This is a genomic window from Kiritimatiellaceae bacterium (assembly GCA_013141415.1).
Taxonomy (GTDB): domain Bacteria; phylum Verrucomicrobiota; class Kiritimatiellia; order Kiritimatiellales; family Tichowtungiaceae; genus Tichowtungia.
This window is the reverse complement of sequence record JABFQY010000001.1, coordinates 158907-179104: the sequence shown is the minus strand read 5'-3', so window position 1 is coordinate 179104 and position 20198 is coordinate 158907. Positions and strand designations below refer to the sequence as shown.

Below are 20198 nucleotides of genomic sequence, written 5' to 3'. Positions count from 1 at the left end.
TTACTCACCGTCTTTGAAAACCTCGTTGATCTTCGCTTCAATCAGCTGATTTACCTTCTGTTCGATTGCCGTGCCCGCCACACGAATGGCGTTATAGACAGCAAAAGAGGACGACGAGCCGTGACCGATGATACAAATCCCTTTAACGCCCAGCAGCGGTGCGCCGCCATAGGCTTCCGAATCGGTTTTTTTCTTCAGTTCAGCGAAAGCTCCTGAGGCTTTCAGGATTCCGGCACCGATTTTGCGGATCAGCGACGCGGAAAAAGATTCTTTAATCCATTGAATCATGGCGTGCGCGGCGCCTTCGGCGGTTTTTAAAACCACATTGCCGACAAACCCGTCGCAAACCACCACATCAACGGCGCCTTCGAACATGTCGTGGCTTTCCACGTTGCCGATAAAATTGAGCGGCGTCTTCTCCAGAATTTGGAAAGCTTCTTTGGTTGATTTACTGCCCTTGGAATCCTCTTCGCCGATACTCATCAAGCCGACGCGCGGATTGGCGATGTTCAGAATATGCTCAGCGTAGATGCTGCCCATGATAGCAAACTCGGCCAGCATTTTCGGAGTGCAGTCCGGCGTCGCTCCGGCGTCCAGCAGGACGAACGGCCCTTTAATAGAAGGCATAACGGTGGCAATGGCCGGACGATCCACTTTATCCATCGTCCGCAGACGAAGCTGGCTGGCGCCGACAGCCGCCCCGGTGCTTCCGGCAGAATAAATCGCATCGGCCTCGCCGGCTTTAACCAGCTCAACGGAGCGCATGATGGAAGAGTCTTTTTTGCGGCGCAAAGCCAGCGCGGGCGAGTCGCCCATCTCAACCACTTCGGATGCGTGGCGGATTTCAATGCAGGCGGGAATTTTTCCGTACAGTGCGAGCTCGGCTTTAATAGCCGTTTCATCGCCAACAAGGAACAGCTTTTCAATCCCGGAAAGACCGCGGGCCGCCTCAACGGCTCCTTTAACAATCTCACGAGGGGCGAAATCGCCGCCCATGGCATCAATTGCGATACGCATGACTTACTCGTCAGAGACGGTAATAACCTGACGGCCTTTATATTTGCCGGTGGTCGGGCATACGCGATGCGGCAGCGCGGGGGCTCCGCTTTCGGCATCAAACCCGGCATTATTCAGCTTGCGCTTCATGTTTTCGGCTTTGGTGCGTCTCGTTCTGCTTTTCGATGATTTTCTTTTTGGTAGGGCCATTTCTACAATCTCCCGCTAAACTGCTTTTCTATAAAGGCTCGGCATAGTACCCCAGCCCCGTTCTGCTTTTCCATTACAATTTCAAACTATTGAGCGCGCTCCACGCCACGCCCTTCTCGATCTTCCCGCATCCGCACGGCTCGCCGTTCAGGCTTTTACCGCACTGCGGACAAAGCCCCTTGCACCCTTCGTCGCAAAGCGGAAAGTGCGGTAAACTCAGAAGAATCGCCTCGCGGATATCCTCTGTAACATCCACTTCCTCTGTCCCTTGAATGCCGGAGAAGTCGCGCAGGAAACCGGAATCAGTGGCGGTTGTCGAGAAAATTTGCGTGCATCGTGCACAGTGCGCCTTCAGCGGAACCGACACGGTTCCCCGGACAATCAGCGTTTCATCCACCACCTGAGCATAGAGGTCACAGCTCACCGGCCCCGCCGCATAAAACTCGTCCGCTTCACTCAGCCCGAGAATCTCTCCCGGCTCCTCTTCATGAAACTTCCGTCCCGACTCGGGAATATGGGCTACGTTGATGATCATGGGAGGATTTACCGTTTCAGTTTACGGGTTAAAGCCGCCAAAACGGCTGCTGGCACAAACTCAGACACATCGCCGCCGAGCGAGGCGACCTGCTTGACGTTGGTCGAACTGAGGAAGCTGTAATCCTGCTTCGGCATCAGGAAGAGCGTTTCGATATCCGGTGCCAGCCGACGGTTGGTCAGCGCCATTTGAAATTCGTATTCAAAGTCCGAAAAGGCCCGCAGTCCGCGGATCAATACGCCGACGCCCTGCGACCGGGCATATTCCACCAGCAGGCCGTCAAAGAGCGTCACCTTTACATTCGCCAGCCCGGAAACCGACTTTTTCACCAGTTCGACGCGCTCTTCCTGAGAAAACAGGGTGTTCTTACCGGTCACGGCGGTCACCGCCACGATCAACTCCGGAAAAATCTTAGCGGCGCGCTCCACCACATCGAGGTGGCCCAGCGTCATCGGATCGAACGTTCCGGCATAAATTGCTTTTTTATTCATTTTAACGGCTCCAGAAAAAGCATCTTGGTTCCCCCGTAGCGCTTCTCCTTAATCAGATTCCACTCAGGCGGCACACTATAATCATCACGGGAGCGCATTTCAAATACCAATAACCCGCCCGGGGCCAGCGCGCTGGCCAGTGCTTCCAGCAGTTTCGCCAAATCTGCCTCCTCATAAGGCGGGTCGGCGAAGATCAAGTCAAACGGTCCGGTGCCGCGTTTCATAAATTCGTAAACATCGGCCTGAACGGCCTGCCAGCTTCCGAGATCCGGATCGCCAGCCAAGGTTTGGAAGTTTTCCTGCAGGGTTTTCCAATGCTTGGAAACTTTTTCGACCGCTGTCACGCTGGCCGCGCCGCGACTCCACGCTTCCAACCCCAGACTGCCCGATCCGGCAAACAGATCGAGTACCCGCGCTCCCGGAACCCGCGCCGCCAGCGACGAAAAGACCCCTTCGCGCGCCTGTTCCATCGTCGGACGCAACCCGTCCTTCGGAACATTGAAATTCCGCCTGCCTAAAATGCCGCTGTTAATTCGCACGGCGCGCAATGTAACAGCAAACAACCGAATATCAATAACCGGTTTGTCTTTTCCGGCACGGCGTGGCAATAATGCGTCCCTTCCTATGAAAGAAACACGCAACCAACTGAAAAAGGCCAAACGGATCGTTGTAAAAGTCGGCAGCCGTGTACTGGTGGACTCCACCGGCAAGCCCGACCACGAACGCATCTTTTCTCTGGTTTCCGGAATCGCCGCCCAGCGCGACGCCGGATGCGAAATGATTCTCGTTTCCTCCGGCGCCATCGCCGCTGGCATCGAAGCGCTCGGTATGACCAAGCGTCCGACCGACCTGCCCGAACTCCAAATGGCCGCCGCCGTCGGACAAGGCCGCCTGATGAGTCTCTACAGCCACCTCTTCGGTCAGAAACACATCAAAGTCGGCCAGGTTTTGCTCACCAACGATATTTTTCAGGACGAGGAGCGCCGCGCCAACGCCCAGAACACCCTGCTCAAGCTGATCGAGTACGGCATTGTTCCCGTCATCAACGAAAACGACACCGTCGCCACCGAAGAAATCAAATTCGGCGACAACGACCTGCTCGCCGCGCTCGTCTCTATCCTTATCAAGGCCGACGCGCTGATCCTGCTTTCCACCACCGACGGACTCAAAGACGACGCCGGACAGCGCGTACCTTTCGTCGAACAGGTTTCCGACGACATTCTCGCGCTCGATAAAGGCAAAAACGGCGAACTTTCCACCGGCGGAATGAAATCCAAGCTCATGTCCGCCGGAAAAGCGGCGGCGGCCAATATTCCTGTCGTTATCGCCGACGGCCAGACCGACGGCATTATTCAGTCCGTACTCGGCGGCAAAGATACCGGCACATTAATTGTTTCGAGATAAAAAAGTAGGACAGGCTTCCAGCCTGTCTGGACAGCCAAGATGGCTGTCCTACGTTGAGAGGAAATCGAAGATGACCTTACATGACCAGATGATCGAAATGGGTGTCAAAGCGGTTCACGCGTCGCGCGAGCTGGCGAAACTTTCATCCAAAAAGAAAAACGCCATTCTCGAAGCGATGGCCGACGAGATCGGCGCGCAGAAAGGCGTAATCCAGGAAGCCAACGCCAAAGACCTCGCCGCCGGACGCGAAGCCGGACTTTCCGCCGCGATGCTCGACCGGCTTACGCTGACCGATGCCCGCATCGACGGCATGATCAAAGGTCTGCGCGAAGTCGCCGCCCTGAAAGATCCCGTCGGCAAAAAGCTCGCCACCATCCAGCGCCCCAACGGACTGCAGATTAAAAAAGTCCGTGTGCCGATCGGCGTGATCGCCATCATTTTTGAATCGCGGCCTAACGTTACCGCCGAAGCCGCTTCGCTCTGCTTTAAAACCGCTAACGCCGTTATCCTGCGCGGCGGCAAGGAAGCGATGTATTCCAACGCGGCGATCGCCAAAGCTCTGCGCGACGGCGGCAAGAAAAAGAAAATGCCCGCCGACGCGATTCAGCTGGTCGAAACCACCGACCGCGACGCCGTGCGTGAATTGGCCCAGATGGTCGGCAAGATTGACCTGATTATGCCCCGCGGCGGCGAAAGCCTCATCAAAGCCGTCACCGAAATGGCCTGGGTTCCTGTCATCAAGCACTACAAAGGCGTCTGCCACACCTTCGTGGACGCTAAAGCCGATATCGACATGGCGCTCGCCATCGCCGAAAACGCCAAGTGCCAGCGCCCCGGCGTCTGCAACGCCATGGAAACGCTGCTTGTCCATAAAGATATCGCCGACGCCTTCCTGCCCCGCATGATCGCCCGCTTCAAACGGCTCGGCGTCGAACTGCGCGGCGACGAAGCGGTGCAGAAATTTGACGCGGCGATTAAACCCGCCACCGAAGAAGACTGGTACGCCGAATATCTGGAGCTGATTCTCTCCATCCGCATCGTCAAAAACGTGAAGGCCGCCATTGACCACATCAACACCTACGGCTCGCAGCATTCCGACGCCATCGTCACCACCGACGCAAAAGCGGCGAAAAAATTTCTGGCGCAGGTTGATTCCGCCACCGTGTACGTCAACGCCTCAACGCGCTTCACCGACGGCGGCGAATTCGGCATGGGTGCAGAGATTGGAATCAGCACCGACAAACTCCACGCCCGCGGCCCCATGGGACTCGAAGAACTGACCACCTACAAATACGTCATCTCCGGCTCCGGCCAGATTCGGCAATAAAAAGAGATGTGTGTTTTGCGCGAAAAAATGCATGCCTAAAAACAACCCGTGAATATTCCTGATACTATTCTAACATCTGTTCGCTACCTTCTTGCCTTCTTAGGCACAATCCTGACGGTGTTGATCGGAACCAGCTTCACTAAGTCCGCCAGAAATCGCTGGTCCATCCTCAGGTGGCCCGACGGCAAAAAACCCCTGCTGATCCTAATAACAATCATTTGTTGGGGTGGGTTCTATACTCTCTCTGTAATCAGCGAAACGGCCACAAACGATTTGATGGCATCGCTTAAGCAACGTGCTGAAAACTCGGGCACCCCGCTTTCTCCAGAAGATGAAATGGCCTACAAAGCCATCGTCGCCAAGATATACGGCGATTTAAATCCACAAGCAATTATTCGACTGCGTGCAAGCATACCATCTCTCACCAGCGACACGGTTCACGTTGTAGATGTTAGCATTCGATCCGTTCAGGCAGGCCAAGAGATTTTAACAATAGTAAATGCCTATCCGGGCTCCTCTTTGGTTGACGAGGGTGTGGTATTAGAGTTTGCCAAAATCCTTGCCGATAGCGGTGCCTCCAAAGGCGTTCTTGTTTGTAATGCCAGCTTTACAAGACCGGCGAAAGCGCTGGCCGAATCTTTGGGAATCGGCCTTTCTTCCATTCAGGACGCGCAGTCTAGAAGATGGCGTGAAGACATAAAAATTCCCGTGATGCTCATTAAGCCAAAAGTATTACTTCACTTCGGAATGAAGATGAATCTCGATGCAGGTGACGTGATCCCGCGAACGCTTGATGAGTATCTGTTTTCGACGAATAACGGAACAACTACTTTTAAAATAATGGAGGTGTTCACCAACCTATGGGATCGTAACATGATTCCGCATAATCCTCAGGAATCACTACAGATCAAATTGGATTACTCGAACTGGAAATTCAAACTCATATCACCTGAAAAATGGCGCGAATTTCTTGCTGATCCACTTGTGTACAAGGTGACAGAAGAAGCTTGGGTTAAGTATCACACTCCTCTTGAATACACCGCGATCCAAGATCAACTATCTGACAATATAAATGTAGCTTCCGTATCTCTTGATATTCCGGCCAATTCCCTCCTAGAACAGGATGAGACGTGGATCCGCGTACCAGACAAAAACTTGTTCATCAGCCGAAATAAGGGCGTCCTCGTCACATTCAAAGTTTCCATAGAAACTCTTGGTGATTTTAAGGACGAAGGAATGCTGCTACGCAAAATTGAAAATACCGAATGAACGGGGCAGGGGTCAGCCAATGAATTTTAGAAAACCAAACTGAGGTTGTCTCGCATTCAAGCAGGAACGGGGTCGGGAACGGGGTCGGTCCGATAATTTGACAATTCCGTTTTCCATCCGCCTTCGAAATTCTACGGCGCGACGGGATGACCCGGCAGGTTCAGGTGGTAGCGCGTTTGTTTCAGTTCGCCGGTACGGCGCAGAGCTCTTTTGGCGACCAGGTCTTGAAGGTCGCGGGTCGCTGTGGATGCCGAGGTTTTGGTGATGCGGATATAGTTCTCAGCGCTGAGTCCGCCTTTGAAGCCGGAAAGCCCTTCTTTAAACATACGGGCGAGCACTTTCTGCTGTCGCTCGTTCAAAGCACCGGCCAGCCGGTCGTATAGTCTGGCTTTTTCGATCAGGAATTCGACGCAACGAATCGTGTATTCCTGTGCATCCAGAACTGTGTTCGCGAAATAAACCAGCCAGTCGGTGATTTCCAGATGCTGGTTAATCCGCTCCAACGCGGAGTAATAGGCCTTACGCTTTGCTTCAATGGTGTGCGCCAACGCGATCAGCGTCGGACGTTGCAGATTCTGCGCCAACGACTTTTCGGCGATGGCGCGCCCGATTCGTCCATTGCCGTCTTCAAATGGATGGACACTGACGAAATAAAGATGGGCGATCCCGGCGCGGGTCAGCGCAGGCAAAGGCTGTTTCCCGCCGGGTGCTGTGCGGTTAAACCAAGCGTTGAAAGCTGTCATTTCCTGCGGAACAACTTTTGAAGGCGGAGCCTCAAAATGTACTTTCCGGCGGTCAACCGAACCGGAAACCACCTGCATCTGCTCAAAGGAGGTGCGGTAACATCCGAGGTCGGTGAGGTCACGCCGACCTTGTGTCAACATGGCGTGCCAACGGAAAAGAGTTTCGTCCGTAAGCAGTTCCGCCCACGTCTGATAAACCTGAACGGTCATTTCAGCAATGCCCTGCTCGGCAAGAGGAACTTTACGACTGTCGGTCTGCAAACCGAACTGCCGACGGATTGACGACTGAAGGCTGTCCCGACTCAAAAATTCACCCTCGATCTCGGAGGTTTTCAGTGCCTCTTCGCTCATCAGCTCAACGGTCAGTGCTTTCAGCTCTCCGCTATCAAGGTGCTTGCAGGTTCCGAGCAGAACGCCGGAAGCAGTCAGAAACTTCGCTTCCAGCGCAGTCAGCGCGGCGGAATCAAACGTAAAGTCCGGCCAGTTCTCTTGCTGCCAATTCCATTTCATGAGCTATAAACCTTTCTTCTATAGCCCACAAAAGACCATTTTTATGAGCTATAGAAAAGCTTTTTATAGCCCAATCCTCAGAACGGCTTGGTCAGTGTCAGCGTGATCAGATCGCCTTCGGGCCGTTCGACGGCGTCGAATTCACGGGCGTAGCGAAGCGAGGCAAACAGTCCGAGCTTCGGGCAGAAGGCGGAGATTTCGGGGCCGGCACCGATTTTACGATCCAGTTCGTGAGTCGCCATCCGTCCGGAATCTTCGGTGACCTGCTGCTGGTAATAGCCGATAAAGCCGATGTCGAGGCCGGGGCGCAGGCTTTTGCTGAGACCCCATTCGGTGGTGAATACCTGGCCGGGATCGGTGTGTGTATCTTTCTGCTCATGACAGAATTCGTAGCGGTTGAGCAGTGACATGGCCCAGGTTTTTTCTTTGTCCGGATACCAGGTGCCGCCGAGCGTCAGCATGTGCGACCAGAAACCTTTCGAGACCAGATCCGGCCGGTTGGGATCGTAGTCGCCGGTCGGCACCCAGACTGCATAACCCGCCGCAAGGTCGAACTGTTTGAACTTCCACGAAAGAAGCAGCGGTTCGATCTGGATGTCGCCCATACCCGAATAACGGTCGCTGGCGCCGCCCCTGGTCCAGTCCATGGAAACCAAAGGAACGATCACGTCCATTCCGTACTGCGCGCCGAAAATTTTCTTATCCGTCATCCAGATCAGACGCGGAGCGTTGATGTAGGCTTTGATATCGAAATCCGGGCCATCCTGAAACGTGTCGGCGAAATAGAACATATTGTAGTCGCGGAAGTACACGCCGGGCGGCGGAAGCGATGCGCCTTTGATGCCTTCGGCACCCGCTGGATAATGTCCGGCCACGACCGGAACGGCGAGGTATGCGTGGGCCTGCGCGGCGAACGAGAGAACCAGACAGATTTTGGCGAAGACAGATTTCATGAACGCTCCTTCGATTAAGGTTTAACTTCCCGCAGTTCTGCGGGCAGATAACTAAAAATGGCGCCGTTCCGCAATCCGGTAATTTAAATGTGTGTTCTTTAGCGGCTTCAGGGTTAACATGCGCCTTATGGAAAAAATTGCAGAGAAACCGGAAGCGCGGCTGGATACATGGCTGGCGGAAGCAGTACCCGAACATTCGCGGTCGCGCTGGCAGTCACTGATTAAAGACGGCCGCGTCACTGTCAACGGCGCGCCGTCCAAGGCGAACCAGAAAATCCGCGCCGGTGACCGCGCGGAGTGGTCGGTTCCCGATCCGTCGGCCGCCACACCGCAGGCGGAAAATATTTCCCTGAACGTGCTCTACGAAGACCGCAACATGATCGTCATCAACAAGCCCGCCGGGCTGGTGGTGCATCCGGCGGTCGGCAACGAAACCGGTACGCTGGTGAACGCCCTGCTCCACCATTGCAAAGACCTGACCGGCATCGGCGGCGAAAAGCGCCCCGGCATTGTTCACCGGCTGGACAAGGACACCAGCGGCGTGATGGTGGTCGCCAAGAACGAAAAGGCGATGAACGAGCTGGCGCGGCAGTTTAAGGAGCGCGAGACGGCCAAGGAATATCTGACGATCGTCTGGGGCGTTCCGTACGGCAAGCGCGGTACGGTCGAAACGACGATCGGGCGGCATCCGATCCACCGCAAAAAAATGGCGGCGAATGTCCGTAACGGCCGCGAGGCGGTTTCCCATTTCGAAGTGATGGAACCGCTCGGCGAGGCGGCGCTGGTGCAGATAAAGATTGAAACGGGCCGGACGCATCAGATCCGCGTTCATATGGCGCATATCAAACATCCGGTGATCGGCGACACGGTTTATGGCCGCGGACGGGCTTCGACGATTAAAGCTGACCGTCAGATGCTGCACGCCGCAAAGCTTTCACTGAACCATCCAATCTCTGGAAAACCGATGACGTTTGAAGCGCCGCTTCCGGCTGATATGGAAGCCCTGCTCACGCAGTTGCGTTTGGGAAATAAAAAATAAACACGATCCGGAAGGAGAACGAAGATGAACCTGCTGAAACCTGTTATTGCCCTGCTTCTGGCTGTTTCATTCCGCACGGCAACCGCCGAAGAAATTGCGCCGATATCCGGTGAAAATTATAAGCAGCAGGTTTTCGCCGACGACTTCTCCGGCCCGGTTCTGTCGGGGAAGTGGGGCCGGTATAAATGTTCGTCGGTCGTTACAAACGGCATTCTAGTCGGTATTCAGGAAGAAGGCGGCGGCCACCCCGCAGTCCACACCGCCTCCATAGAGCCGTCCAGCGACGTTGAGCTGAATGCCGATCTCCTGTTTGCGGGAATCCGGCCGGTCGAACTGGCGTTCGCTCAAAAGGGATACACCAATTCGCTCGGCGGAAAAATCTGCCGGGCTGTTATCTCTACAACAAAACTTGTTCTATACGACGATAGGACGGGTGGTTATAAGAATGAAATTTACGCAATGAAAATTGCCAAAACAGTCGATGCCGCCACGGAAGCGCTGCTGAAAACCAAAGAAGCCGCGTTTCCGGTGCAACTGGAATCCGGTAAATGGTACGCCGTATCGGTTCGAGTCAAAGGCGATATGATACAGGCATTCATCGACGGAAAACTGGTCGGCTCACTTTGTTCGGAAGGCATTGCATACCCGAAGAACAAGATCGCGCTGGTAACCCCCGGCAATGGAATAATCAGTTGCGACAACTTCGCAATCAAAGTGCCGTGAGATTTTAATGAACAGTAAAACGGTCATTGTCGGCGGCGGCTTTGCCGGACGGCAGGCCTGCCGCGCTTTGCGCGGCGCGGACACAGAAATTGTTCTGTTCGATCCGCGCAGTTCCACGGTGATGCTGCCTGCCCTGCCCGATTTGGCAGGCGGCTGGCTCGATGAAAAACTGTTGTATTCTCCGCTGGCAAATCTTCTACCGAAAAACGTCCGGCACATTCAGAAGTCGGTCAGCTCTATAGATCTCAACGCCAAAACACTGACCGCAGACGGCCAAACATTTGCTTTCGACAAGTTATTGATCGCCGCCGGCTCGGTGACGGATTTCCGCGGATTCAACCAGCACCGCGAACAGATTTATCACCTCGACTCGCTCGAAACCGCCCTGCACATCCGCAATGACTTTGTGAATTATCTGCGGCGAACAAAACAGCCGCATATCGTGATGGCGGGCGGCGGCTACACCGGACTGGAACTGGCGATGAGCCTGTATTACCGCGCTCTAGCCGAAAACAAACCGTGCCGTGTAACAGTGATTGATCCGGCGCCGGACATTCTGCCGTTCCTGCCGGAAGCAAAACGGCAGTACATCAAAACATTTCTCGCCCGCACCGGCGCAACGATTCTTCCCGGTCAGCACGTAACCGGCTTTGACGGACAGAACGTTACTGCCGGAAATCAAACCTTTGAAAATGGTTTCTTCTGCTGGGCGGGCGGCTCGACATTCGCGATACCGGAACTGAAAGGAACCGTCGCACGGCTCGGCGACGGACGGTTGAAAGTAAACCCCGATCTTTCGCTGCCGAACTATCCGGATGTTTTCGCCGCCGGGGATTCCGCCGCCGTCGAACAGAACGGTCAGATTCTGCGTAAGGCGATCAACTTTGCGTGGTACGAGGGCAAGTGCGCCGGAAAAAATATCGCGCGCCACTACCGCGGAAAGACAACCAAACCGTTTCGTCCGTTTGATGCGGGCTGGGTGATTCCGTTGCATAGCGACAGTGTCGGACAGCTCTTCAGCCGGATTTGGATTAAAGGAAAACTCGGTCTGCGCCTGCACTATTTCATGTGCGGATTCCGCAACACCTGTCTCGCTAATTTTGCCGGATTTGTCAGAATCGCCGCGAAACTGTTCAAGGAGGTATCTCATGATTAAGAAGCTTCTGTTCGGAACAACTCCAGATGCCTGTGCTGGCATCTTTCTCCTGCGTGTCTTTACCGGCACGGCCATGATGACCCACGGTATTACAAAATTGGTTGGCGGAATGGATCAATTCACCGGATTCGTCGCCAGCCTCGGCGTACCTGCGCCGCATGTCATGGCGTTTCTAGCCGCGTTCGCGGAAAGTTTCGGCGCGGCGTTTCTGGCGCTCGGCCTGCTGACCCGTCCGGCGGCGTTTATGATTCTCTGCACCATGAGCGTCGCCATTTTCGGCGCGCTCCACGGCCAGCCGTTTGCCAAGCAGGAAATGGCGTGGCTCTACTTTTTCCCCGCCCTGCTGTTCCTGCTGAAAGGCGCCGGACGCTGGTCGCTTGATTTTATGATTTCCAGAAAATAAACGTAATCAGAAAGCTAACTCACAAAACCGAAAAAGAGATTTCTCCAGCGAATATATGAAATCTACGAATGAACAGTTCTCATCGTCAGCTTTCTGATTCGTAGATTTTATTCATTCGCTGGTCACATTCTTTATCACGGCAAAGGTGCAGGTATGACGAATACTGGCATAACGTTTAGAATCTGGTGGCGCGCACTGCGCGCCTATTCGTTTACCGCCACCATCATTCCGGTGGTCTGCGCTTTTCTGTCGGCCCGCGCCCAAGGACTGCCGGTAGTGTGGATGATGTTTCCGCTGATGCTTTACTGCGCGCTGCTGCTGCACGCCGGAGTCAATCTGCTGAACGACTACTACGATTTCGTGCTCGGCTTCGACACCGCTGAAGCGCGCGGTTCAAGCGGACTGCTGACGGGAGGCGTCGTTAAGCCGGAATACATGCTTCGCTGGGGCCGATTCTATCTTTTCACCGGCGCGGCGGCGGGTCTTCTGCTCGCGGCGGCATGCGGCTGGCCGTTGCTGTTCATGGGTGTCGCCGGACTGACGGGCGCGTGGTTTTATTCGCACCGCAAAGGCTATAAATACAAAGGACTCGGCGAACCGTTCGTTTTTATTCTGATGGGGCCGTTGCTTTTCTACGGCGCGTTTTACGCCGCCGCTGGAACCGTGACCGCTGACGCGTTCTGGCCCGCGCTTTCCTGCGGCTGTCTGGTGACCGCCATTCTGCTGGTGAATAATCTGCGCGACATCCAGATGGATAAGCAGGCGGGGTTTAAAACGCTTCCGATGCGACTCGGTGCGGAGCGGACAAAAAAACTGTACGTCGTTTTCGTCGTCATCGCTTTTTGCGCAACGAGTGCCGCCGGAACCGTTCTGCCGTGGCTGAGTCTGCCGCTCGCGGTGAAGCAGATATACCGCGTGTTCACCGCTTCAGAACTGAATCTCGATCTGGCCGACGCGCCGCAAAAAACCGCCGCGCTCTATCTGGTCTTCGGCGTACTTCTCGCCGCCGGACTGACGCTTTGAAGAAACGTCCGCGCAAAAAACTTCCGCCGCCGGACAAATTCCGGTATCCATAAAACCGCAATGGCCGATATCAGACAGTTTGCGAACAACCTTCAGGACTTCCTTGAATATAAAAAAGAGGAAGGCTTCCAAACGCTGGACGTTTCGCCGGAAACACTGGCCGCAATCAGAAGTCAGAAGTCAGGGGTCAGGGGTCAGGAGTCAGGGAACAGGAGTCAGGGGTCAGTCCCGAATTCTGCGCCGCGTCCCGTTCCGGTCGCAACAGCAACTCCGCAAAGCAGTCTTCGCGTCACCGGAAAAACACTCGACGAAATCGCCGGGCAAATCCGCGTCTGCTCCGCCTGCCCGCTTCAGGCCTCGCGCAAAAATACGGTGCCCGGCGAAGGCAACCCGAACCGGCCCGACATACTGTTCGTCGGCGAAGGCCCCGGCGCGGACGAAGACGATCAAGGCCGACCGTTCGTCGGCGCGGCGGGCCAGCTGCTCGACAAAATGATTGAGGCGATGGGCTACAAACGTTCCGAGGTTTTTATCGCCAACATCGTCAAATGCCGCCCTCCCGGCAACCGCGTTCCGCTGCCGGAAGAAATGAACGCCTGCGTTCCGTATCTCAAAGCGCAGATCGCGCTCATCAAACCAAAAATCATCGTCGCGCTCGGCAAAACCGCCGTTCAGGGACTGCTTCAGGAAGATGTCGCCATCACCAAATTCCGCGGAACGTGGTGCCGGTACGAAGGCATCGACCTCATGCCGACCTACCATCCCGCCTACCTGCTCCGCTCGCCCGGGAAAAAAGGCGAAGCGTGGGCCGACCTCAAAGCCGTCCTCACAAAACTCGGCAAGGAAGCCCCGCCGAAAAAAGTATAAGATTTTTCCGGTATTTCCCCAAGGTCAGGCGTTATAGTCTGCACCCATGTTGCCAAAGTTCCATCGTTTCCCTGTGGTAGCGGCCCTGCTTTTACTGGCGGGTGCGCTCTATGCCGATGATGCACTGACCTGGCAGGACTGTTTCAGTCGGACCGTGGAGAACAATATTGATCTCGGAGTCGGCCGGTTAAAACTGAAAGAGGCGGAAGCCGCGCTCAAGTCGCAGCAATCGGTTTATTATCCCGACTTAACTGCCAAAGCAGGCCGGTCAGTCGGCGGAAGCAAGCCGGAGAGTTCCGACGGCTGGAACAACACCGACAGTCTGTCGGCTTCACTTAACGCCAGCTATACGATCTTTGACGGGTTCGGCAACCGCGCCCGGGTGACTAAAACCGAGGCGGAACTTTACGCCGAAAAAGCCAACTTCGATCAAACCCGCTCGAATGTTGAGTATGCCTTGCGCAAAGCTTTTTCAGATCAGCTCTACGCACAGGAACTGCTCGATCTGGTGAAAAATATCGCGTCGCGTCGCGCTGACAGTGTGCGGCTGGTTGAAATGCGCTATCAAGGCGGCCGCGAAAACAAAGGTTCGCTGATGCTGAAACAGGCACAGCTCGCGGACGCGCTTTACAGTGTCGGAGAAACGGAGCGGGCGCTGGAACTGGCCCGCCGCCGTCTGGCAGGCCTGATGAAGCAAACTAAGTTTTCTGATTTCGCGGTCGCCGGAGAGTTAAGCACAAACCCGCCGCCGACAGGAGTGTCGCTGGATGAACTGGCGCGGCAGACGCCGTCGTATCATTCAGCTGAAGCCAACATGAAAGCCGCTGAACAGGGCTTTATCATCACACGCAGCGCCCGCTTTCCGCAGGTCACGGCCTCCGCCAGCCTGAACGGCTCCGGTGAAACGGAGATTAAAAACAAAAGCTGGCAGACCGGCATCGCCGTTTCCCTGCCGCTCTTTACCGGCGGAAAGCTTTCGCAGGACATCATCATTTCCGGCCTGAAACGCGAGCAGTCAAAACTGGATGCTGAGAATACGATACTGACTCTGCTGAATAATCTGCAGACCGCGATCAACACCTACCGCGACCGTTACGCCGCCCTGAGTGTGCAGAAAGCACAGTTGGATGCGGCGGATATGCGGGCAACGGTGGCAAGAGCGCAGTACCAGCAGGGGCTGATCAGCTTTCAGGACTGGGATACGATTGAAAATTCTTTAATCACGGCCCAGCGCAGCTGGCTGTCGAGCCGGCGGGCGGCCGATCAGGCGGAAGCCGCCTGGCAGAACGCGATGGGAATTTCAGGGATCAGGTAACAGGGGTCAGGAGTCAGAGACTGGAAAGTAAAGCCATGGCTGTGCAGAACATCAAAGAGCTGGAGGTGTACAAGAAGTCCTATCGGCTGGCCATGATCTTCTTTGAAGTCAGCAAGCGTTTTCCTGCAGAAGAGCGGTATGCGCTGATCAGTCAGGGACGCCGGTCATCGCGCTCGGTTCCAATGAATTTAAGAGAAGCGTGGGCCAAGCGCCGCTATGCGGCACATTTCGTGAGCAAGCTTACAGATTGTGATGGTGAGAATTCTGAAACGGACACGTCTCTGGATTTTGCCCGTGATTGCGGCTATATCACGATCGATGAACATGCGGACATGACGGCGTTGAACCATGAAATAGGAAAGATGCTTGGTGCCATGATCAAGGAACCGGAGAAATTCTTACTGACTCCTGACTCTTGACCCCTGACTCCTGAAAACAAGGATCCATTATGAAGAAAACCATTTTTGTTTTTATCGTGCTCTCACTGGCTGGTGGCGGATTCTGGTTTTACACAGCGCACAAAAAAAAGGCCGCCAGCGCCGCTGAAGCACAAAAATTTGTGCCTGCCAAAGTGGAACTGAAAACACTTCGCCGCGTCGTTGAAAGTACTGGCGAGATCCGTCCGGACAACCGGCTGGAAGTCAAATCACCGATATCGGGCCGCCTCGAAGAACTGCTCGTGAACGAAGGCGACATGGTTCAAAAAGGTCAGATCGTTGCATGGATCAGCTCAACCGAGCGCGCCACCCTGCTTGACACCGCCCGCGCCAAAGGCGAGGACGAGGTAAAATACTGGGAGCAGGTTTACAAAGCCGCTCCGCTGGTCGCCCCGCTCAGCGGCACAGTCATTGTCCGCACGCTGGAGCCCGGACAAACTGTATCGTCCGCTAATGCCGTTATTGTGATTGCCGACCGGCTGATTATTGTCGGACAGGTGGACGAAACCGATATTGGCGCGATTTTCCCCGGCCAGCATGTGAACGTACAGCTCGATGCCTATCCGGATGCCGCATTTGAAGGCTCCGTCAGCCGCATCGCCTACGATTCAAAAATGGTCAGCAATGTCACGATGTACGAAGTGGACGTCTCTCCGGAAAATCTGCCGGCCTTCGCCCGCAGCGGGATGACCGCCACGCTGACTTTCCTGGTGGAAGAACATAAAGATGTCCCGGCGGTTCCGACCGCCGCGCTTGAATACCGAAAAGGAAAATCGTTTGTTCGCCTGCCCGCCAAAGACGGCAAAGAGCCGGAGTCTCGTCCGGTTAAAACCGGCCTCAGTCAAAACGCTTTCACCGAAATCACCAAAGGCCTTGCGGCTGGCGAGGAAGTTCTGATTCCGCAAGTCGTTCGCAAAAAAGGGAGTGGGGCCAACCCGTTCATGCCCGGCGGATCATCAACCGGCTCCCGCCCGCAAGGCGGCGGCTCACCGCCGACGCGTTCGCAAGGGGGAAGTCCCAGCCGCTCCGGAGCTCAATAATCGCCATGCTCCGCTTAAACAGCATTTGCAAAAGCTACCAGATGGGCGAGTACACCGTACACGCCCTGCGCAATGTTTCGCTCACCATTGAACACGGCGAATTCATTGCCATCATCGGCACCTCCGGCTCCGGCAAATCCACGTTGATGCACACCATCGGTCTGCTCGACCGGCCCGAAAGCGGAACGTACGAAATAGACGGCCAAGACGTCACCAAGCTTTCCGATACGCAAACCGCACGGTTGCGCAATCGCACGATCGGTTTCATCTTTCAGCAGTTCAACCTGCTTCAGCGCGCCTCAGCGCTTGAAAACGTCAACCTGCCTCTGCTCTATTCCGGAAAAACCTCGGAAGGACTGCGCGGACAGAAAATGCTCGAACGCGTCGGACTCGGCGACCGGATGCACCACCGCCCGAATGAGCTGTCCGGCGGACAGCAGCAGCGCGTGGCCATCGCCCGCGCTCTGGTCAACAATCCTTCCATCATTCTGGCCGACGAGCCGACCGGCAACCTCGACTCCAAAAGCTCCAAAGACATCATGTCGCTTTTCCGCGCTCTGCACCGGCAGGGACTCACCGTGGTTCTCGTCACACACGATATTGAAGTAGCTGAACACGCCGACCGCATCATCACCATTCGCGACGGAGAAATTCAGGAAGACCGCCGCAACGAAACGCCGGTGATTCATGAAGGTGCAAAAGAAGAAGTACTGGAACTTCTCCGCGCAAGTGCACAGAGAAGAAGCTGGCTGGCCGTAGTGCACGAAGGCACCGCCCTCACCCGGCAAAGTCTGCGGGCGCTTTGGAATAACAAAGCGCGCACCTTCCTTTCTGCTTTGGGCATTTTGATCGGTGTGGCCGCAGTCATCGCGATGGTTTCACTGGCTCTCGGCGCCAAAGCTTCAGTGAAAGAACAGCTCGCCCGTCTCGGGTCTAATCTGCTGAACATCCACCCCGCTTCACGCAGCGTTCAGGGGGTACGGTTGCAGGCGGGAGATGTTTCAAGAATGGTTCTCAGCGACACTTCTGCTATTGCCGAAAAAATTCCATCCGTCAAACGTGCCGCGGCATCGGTGCGCGGCAATGTACAGCTCCAGTACGGCTCAAAAAACTGGGCCACATCCGTTTCCGGAGTTTCGCCCGATTATGCCCCCATGCGTTCCGAGGTTCCGACCCTTGGACGATACATCACCGACGACGACATTTTAAATCGTGCACAAGTTGCCGTAATCGGCATGACACCGCTCCGCAACCTGTTCGGCGAAAATGAAAATCCCATAGGCAAAACCATCCGCGTCAACCGGAGATCCTACGAAATCATCGGCGTTCTGCCCGAACGGGGTTCCAGCGCATTCGGCGATCAGGATGATACCGTCCGCATTCCGATCACCACCGCCATGTATCGGCTTCTCGGAAAACGGTACATTGACAATATCGATGCAGAAATCGACACGGTCGAAAACATCCCGCAGGCGCAGGACGACATTCAGACGCTCATGGCCACCCGCCACGGCAAGAATCCGTCTGAAAATCCGTTCGACATCCGCAATATGGCCGAGATTCAGGCTGCGCTCGGCTCCACCACGAAGATCATGTCCATCCTGCTCGCCAGTATCGCTGGCATTTCGCTAATCGTCGGTGGCATCGGTATCATGAACATCATGCTCGTCTCTGTCACCGAACGTACCCGCGAGATCGGCCTGCGCAAAGCCATCGGCGCACGCCGTCAGGATATTATGGCGCAGTTTCTGATCGAAGCGCTCGCCATCAGCCTGCTCGGCGGACTGTCCGGCCTCGCGCTGGGCGTCGGCCTCAGTCTGGGAATGGCGAAAGGCGCGGGCTGGCCGATGGAAATCAGCAACCTCTCCATCATCGTCGCCTTCGGCTTTTCTGTCTTCATTGGCATCTTCTTCGGCCTCTGGCCCGCCATGAAAGCCTCCAAACTCGACTCGATCGAAGCCCTGCGCTACGAGTAGTTTTCCAAGGTCGAAACCGGTTACGCGGCTTGACTGCCAAGGCTTCTCATAGATAATGCCACGGTTGTTTCCGGAGCGCTTTGTATATGATTAAAGTTTCCAATCTGACTAAACAGTTTGCAGGCCATACGGCGGTGGACGATGTGTCGTTCGAGGTGAAGCGCGGCGAAATCGTCGGCTTTCTCGGCCCGAACGGCGCCGGAAAAACTACGACGATGCGTATGCTGACCGGGTTTCTGCACCCGACACGCGGCGCGGTGGAAATCGCCGGCTGCGATGTTTTTGAAGATCCGATTGAGGCTCGCCGCCACATCGGTTACATGCCGGAAAGCTGCCCGCTCTACACCGAAATGCGGGTAGATGAATATCTGAAGTTCCGCGCCCAGATTAAGGGCGTGGCGCGCAAAGAAATCCGCGGGCGGCAAGATATTGTAAAAGAACAGTGCGGACTCACCGAAGTCGGTCGCCGGATTATCGGCCAGCTTTCCAAAGGCTACCGCCAGCGCGTCGGCCTCGCCGACAGTCTGCTTCACGATCCCGATCTGCTGATTCTCGACGAGCCGACCGCCGGTCTCGACCCGAACCAGATCCGCGAAGTGCGCGAACTGATCCGCCAGCTGGCCGAACGCCATACGCTGCTGCTTTCAACTCACATTCTGCCGGAAGTCGAAATGACCTGCCGCCGGATTCTGATTATCAACAAAGGGAAAATCGTGGCGTCCGACTCGCCAGAAAGCCTGCAAAAGCGGCTTGAAGGCGACATTCTGATCAGCGCCGAAATTTCCGGCGACCCCGGCGTGATTGAGGCGACACTGAAAAGCCTCGGTACGGTGGACGTGGTGGAACATGAATCGCTGGGCGAAGGCTGGAACCGGTACCGGATTGATTCGTCATCGCCGGATATCCGCACACAGGTTTTTGAATGTGCGGCATCCAAAGGCTGGAAGCTCCGCGAACTGCATCTGGAAAGCCGCTCGCTCGAAGATATTTTTGTATCCATCATCCGCGACGATGCCGCGACGGAGGCCAAACGATGAGGACTTTTTTTTCACTTTGGCGGCGTGAGCTGGCGGCGATGTTCCTTTCGCCAATCGCCTATGTGATGCTGATGTTTTTCCTGCTGGTGACCGGCTGCGGCTTCTACTGGCTGGTGAAAGAAAATCTGGAAGTAATGCGCTCCGTACAAGGGCTGATGGTGGTGATCTGGGCCTGCATGCTGATCGTGATACCGATTCTCACCATGCGCACCTTTGCCGAAGAACGCAAAAACGGCACGTTTGAAACGATGATGACCGCGCCGGTGAAAGATTCCGCCGTGGTCGGCGCCAAGTTTGCGGGCGTTCTTTCCTTCTTCATCGTGATGTGCGCGCCGACCCTGCTCTATCTGGTAATCGTCCGTCTGCTGGCCCCCGAAGTCGCACACCTGATTGATGCCGGCCCGATTGCTGGCGGTTATCTGATGGTCTGCCTGATTGCCTCAGCTTTTATCGCGCTCGGCCTGCTGGCTTCGGCGCTGACTTCGAATCAGATCATCGCGGCCATTTCGACCTTCTCGGTGATGAGTCTTCTGTTTTTCGGCGGACTCTTTGAACCGCACCTTTCAAAAAATCTGATGGTTCGCGAGGTCGGCGGCTACCTTTCCTCCGCACTGCACCTGCTGGAGGCAGCGCGCGGCGTGTTTGATTCCCGCTCACTGGTGCTCTATCTGAGCGCGACCATCTTTTTCCTCTTCGCAACCGTGAAGGCGGTCGAAGCCCGCCGCTAAAGCATGGAATGTTTGA

The 20198-nt window shown here is 55.4% G+C and carries 22 protein-coding genes; 15 read left to right on the top strand and 7 right to left on the bottom strand.

The window, feature by feature from the left end:
* The 5 genes from plsX to rsmD form a co-directional block, all read right to left on the bottom strand.
* Positions 1–1017, bottom strand: coding sequence for a phosphate acyltransferase PlsX (gene plsX, locus HOO88_00870; protein NOU35320.1), 1017 nt, complete (start codon positions 1015–1017; stop codon positions 1–3).
* 3 nt (positions 1018–1020) lie between these two features.
* Positions 1021–1206 carry a 50S ribosomal protein L32 gene (gene rpmF, locus HOO88_00865; protein ID NOU35319.1) on the bottom strand — a complete coding sequence of 62 codons (186 nt, stop codon included), beginning with the start codon at positions 1204–1206 and terminating at the stop codon, positions 1021–1023.
* Between the two features lie 73 nt (positions 1207–1279).
* Positions 1280–1741, bottom strand: a complete 462-nt coding sequence (locus HOO88_00860) for a DUF177 domain-containing protein (protein NOU35318.1) — start codon at positions 1739–1741, stop codon at positions 1280–1282.
* An 8-nt stretch (positions 1742–1749) separates the two neighbouring features.
* Positions 1750–2232, bottom strand: a complete 483-nt coding sequence (gene coaD / locus HOO88_00855) for a pantetheine-phosphate adenylyltransferase (protein ID NOU35317.1) — start codon at positions 2230–2232, stop codon at positions 1750–1752.
* Positions 2229–2840, bottom strand: a complete 612-nt coding sequence (gene rsmD / locus HOO88_00850; GenBank protein ID NOU35316.1) for a 16S rRNA (guanine(966)-N(2))-methyltransferase RsmD — start codon at positions 2838–2840, stop codon at positions 2229–2231. Before rsmD ends, coaD begins: the two co-directional genes overlap by 4 nt.
* Positions 2841–2856: 16 nt before the next feature.
* Here rsmD and proB point away from each other — a divergent pair, with 16 nt between their 5' ends.
* The 3 genes from proB (at position 2857) to HOO88_00835 (ending at position 6232) form a co-directional block, all read left to right on the top strand.
* Positions 2857–3636: a glutamate 5-kinase gene (gene proB, locus HOO88_00845; GenBank protein ID NOU35315.1), complete on the top strand. Its 780-nt coding sequence runs from the start codon at positions 2857–2859 to the stop codon at positions 3634–3636.
* Between the two features lie 70 nt (positions 3637–3706).
* Positions 3707–4963, top strand: a complete 1257-nt coding sequence (locus tag HOO88_00840) for a glutamate-5-semialdehyde dehydrogenase (GenBank protein NOU35314.1) — start codon at positions 3707–3709, stop codon at positions 4961–4963.
* A 48-nt stretch (positions 4964–5011) separates the two neighbouring features.
* Positions 5012–6232 carry a hypothetical protein gene (locus HOO88_00835; GenBank protein NOU35313.1) on the top strand — a complete coding sequence of 407 codons (1221 nt, stop codon included), beginning with the start codon at positions 5012–5014 and terminating at the stop codon, positions 6230–6232.
* A gap of 131 nt (positions 6233–6363) precedes the next feature.
* Here HOO88_00835 and HOO88_00830 read toward each other — a convergent pair whose 3' ends face one another.
* Positions 6364–7485, bottom strand: a complete 1122-nt coding sequence (locus tag HOO88_00830; protein ID NOU35312.1) for a Fic family protein — start codon at positions 7483–7485, stop codon at positions 6364–6366.
* Positions 7486–7562: 77 nt separating this feature from the next.
* A complete protein-coding gene (locus HOO88_00825; GenBank protein ID NOU35311.1) occupies positions 7563–8438 on the bottom strand; it encodes a hypothetical protein in 876 nt (291 codons plus the stop codon).
* Between the two features lie 118 nt (positions 8439–8556).
* Between HOO88_00825 and HOO88_00820 the strand changes: the two genes are divergently transcribed.
* The 12 genes from HOO88_00820 to HOO88_00765 all read left to right on the top strand — a co-directional run bounded on the left by HOO88_00820 (position 8557) and on the right by HOO88_00765 (position 20182).
* Positions 8557–9477: an RluA family pseudouridine synthase gene (locus HOO88_00820; GenBank protein ID NOU35310.1), complete on the top strand. Its 921-nt coding sequence runs from the start codon at positions 8557–8559 to the stop codon at positions 9475–9477.
* A 24-nt stretch (positions 9478–9501) separates the two neighbouring features.
* On the top strand, positions 9502–10200 hold the full coding sequence (locus HOO88_00815; GenBank protein ID NOU35309.1) for a hypothetical protein: 699 nt from the start codon (positions 9502–9504) through the stop codon (positions 10198–10200).
* Positions 10201–10207: 7 nt separating this feature from the next.
* Positions 10208–11356 carry an FAD-dependent oxidoreductase gene (locus tag HOO88_00810; GenBank protein ID NOU35308.1) on the top strand — a complete coding sequence of 383 codons (1149 nt, stop codon included), beginning with the start codon at positions 10208–10210 and terminating at the stop codon, positions 11354–11356.
* The gene (locus HOO88_00805; protein ID NOU35307.1) at positions 11349–11759 is read left to right on the top strand and encodes a DoxX family protein; all 411 of its coding nucleotides are present in this window, start codon (positions 11349–11351) and stop codon (positions 11757–11759) included. The genes HOO88_00810 and HOO88_00805 overlap by 8 nt, the downstream gene beginning before the upstream one ends.
* 153 nt (positions 11760–11912) lie before the next feature.
* Positions 11913–12782 carry a 1,4-dihydroxy-2-naphthoate octaprenyltransferase gene (menA, locus tag HOO88_00800; GenBank protein ID NOU35306.1) on the top strand — a complete coding sequence of 290 codons (870 nt, stop codon included), beginning with the start codon at positions 11913–11915 and terminating at the stop codon, positions 12780–12782.
* A 60-nt stretch (positions 12783–12842) separates the two neighbouring features.
* A complete protein-coding gene (locus HOO88_00795; GenBank protein ID NOU35305.1) occupies positions 12843–13649 on the top strand; it encodes a uracil-DNA glycosylase in 807 nt (268 codons plus the stop codon).
* A 46-nt stretch (positions 13650–13695) separates the two neighbouring features.
* Positions 13696–14964: a TolC family protein gene (locus tag HOO88_00790; protein ID NOU35304.1), complete on the top strand. Its 1269-nt coding sequence runs from the start codon at positions 13696–13698 to the stop codon at positions 14962–14964.
* A 35-nt stretch (positions 14965–14999) separates the two neighbouring features.
* A complete protein-coding gene (locus HOO88_00785; GenBank protein NOU35303.1) occupies positions 15000–15383 on the top strand; it encodes a four helix bundle protein in 384 nt (127 codons plus the stop codon).
* A gap of 29 nt (positions 15384–15412) precedes the next feature.
* Positions 15413–16441: an HlyD family efflux transporter periplasmic adaptor subunit gene (locus HOO88_00780; protein NOU35302.1), complete on the top strand. Its 1029-nt coding sequence runs from the start codon at positions 15413–15415 to the stop codon at positions 16439–16441.
* Between the two features lie 5 nt (positions 16442–16446).
* On the top strand, positions 16447–18417 hold the full coding sequence (locus HOO88_00775) for an ATP-binding cassette domain-containing protein (protein ID NOU35301.1): 1971 nt from the start codon (positions 16447–16449) through the stop codon (positions 18415–18417).
* Between the two features lie 86 nt (positions 18418–18503).
* A complete protein-coding gene (locus tag HOO88_00770; GenBank protein ID NOU35300.1) occupies positions 18504–19454 on the top strand; it encodes an ATP-binding cassette domain-containing protein in 951 nt (316 codons plus the stop codon).
* Positions 19451–20182, top strand: coding sequence for an ABC transporter permease (locus HOO88_00765; protein ID NOU35299.1), 732 nt, complete (start codon positions 19451–19453; stop codon positions 20180–20182). The genes HOO88_00770 and HOO88_00765 overlap by 4 nt, the downstream gene beginning before the upstream one ends.
* Positions 20183–20198 lie beyond the last annotated feature (16 nt).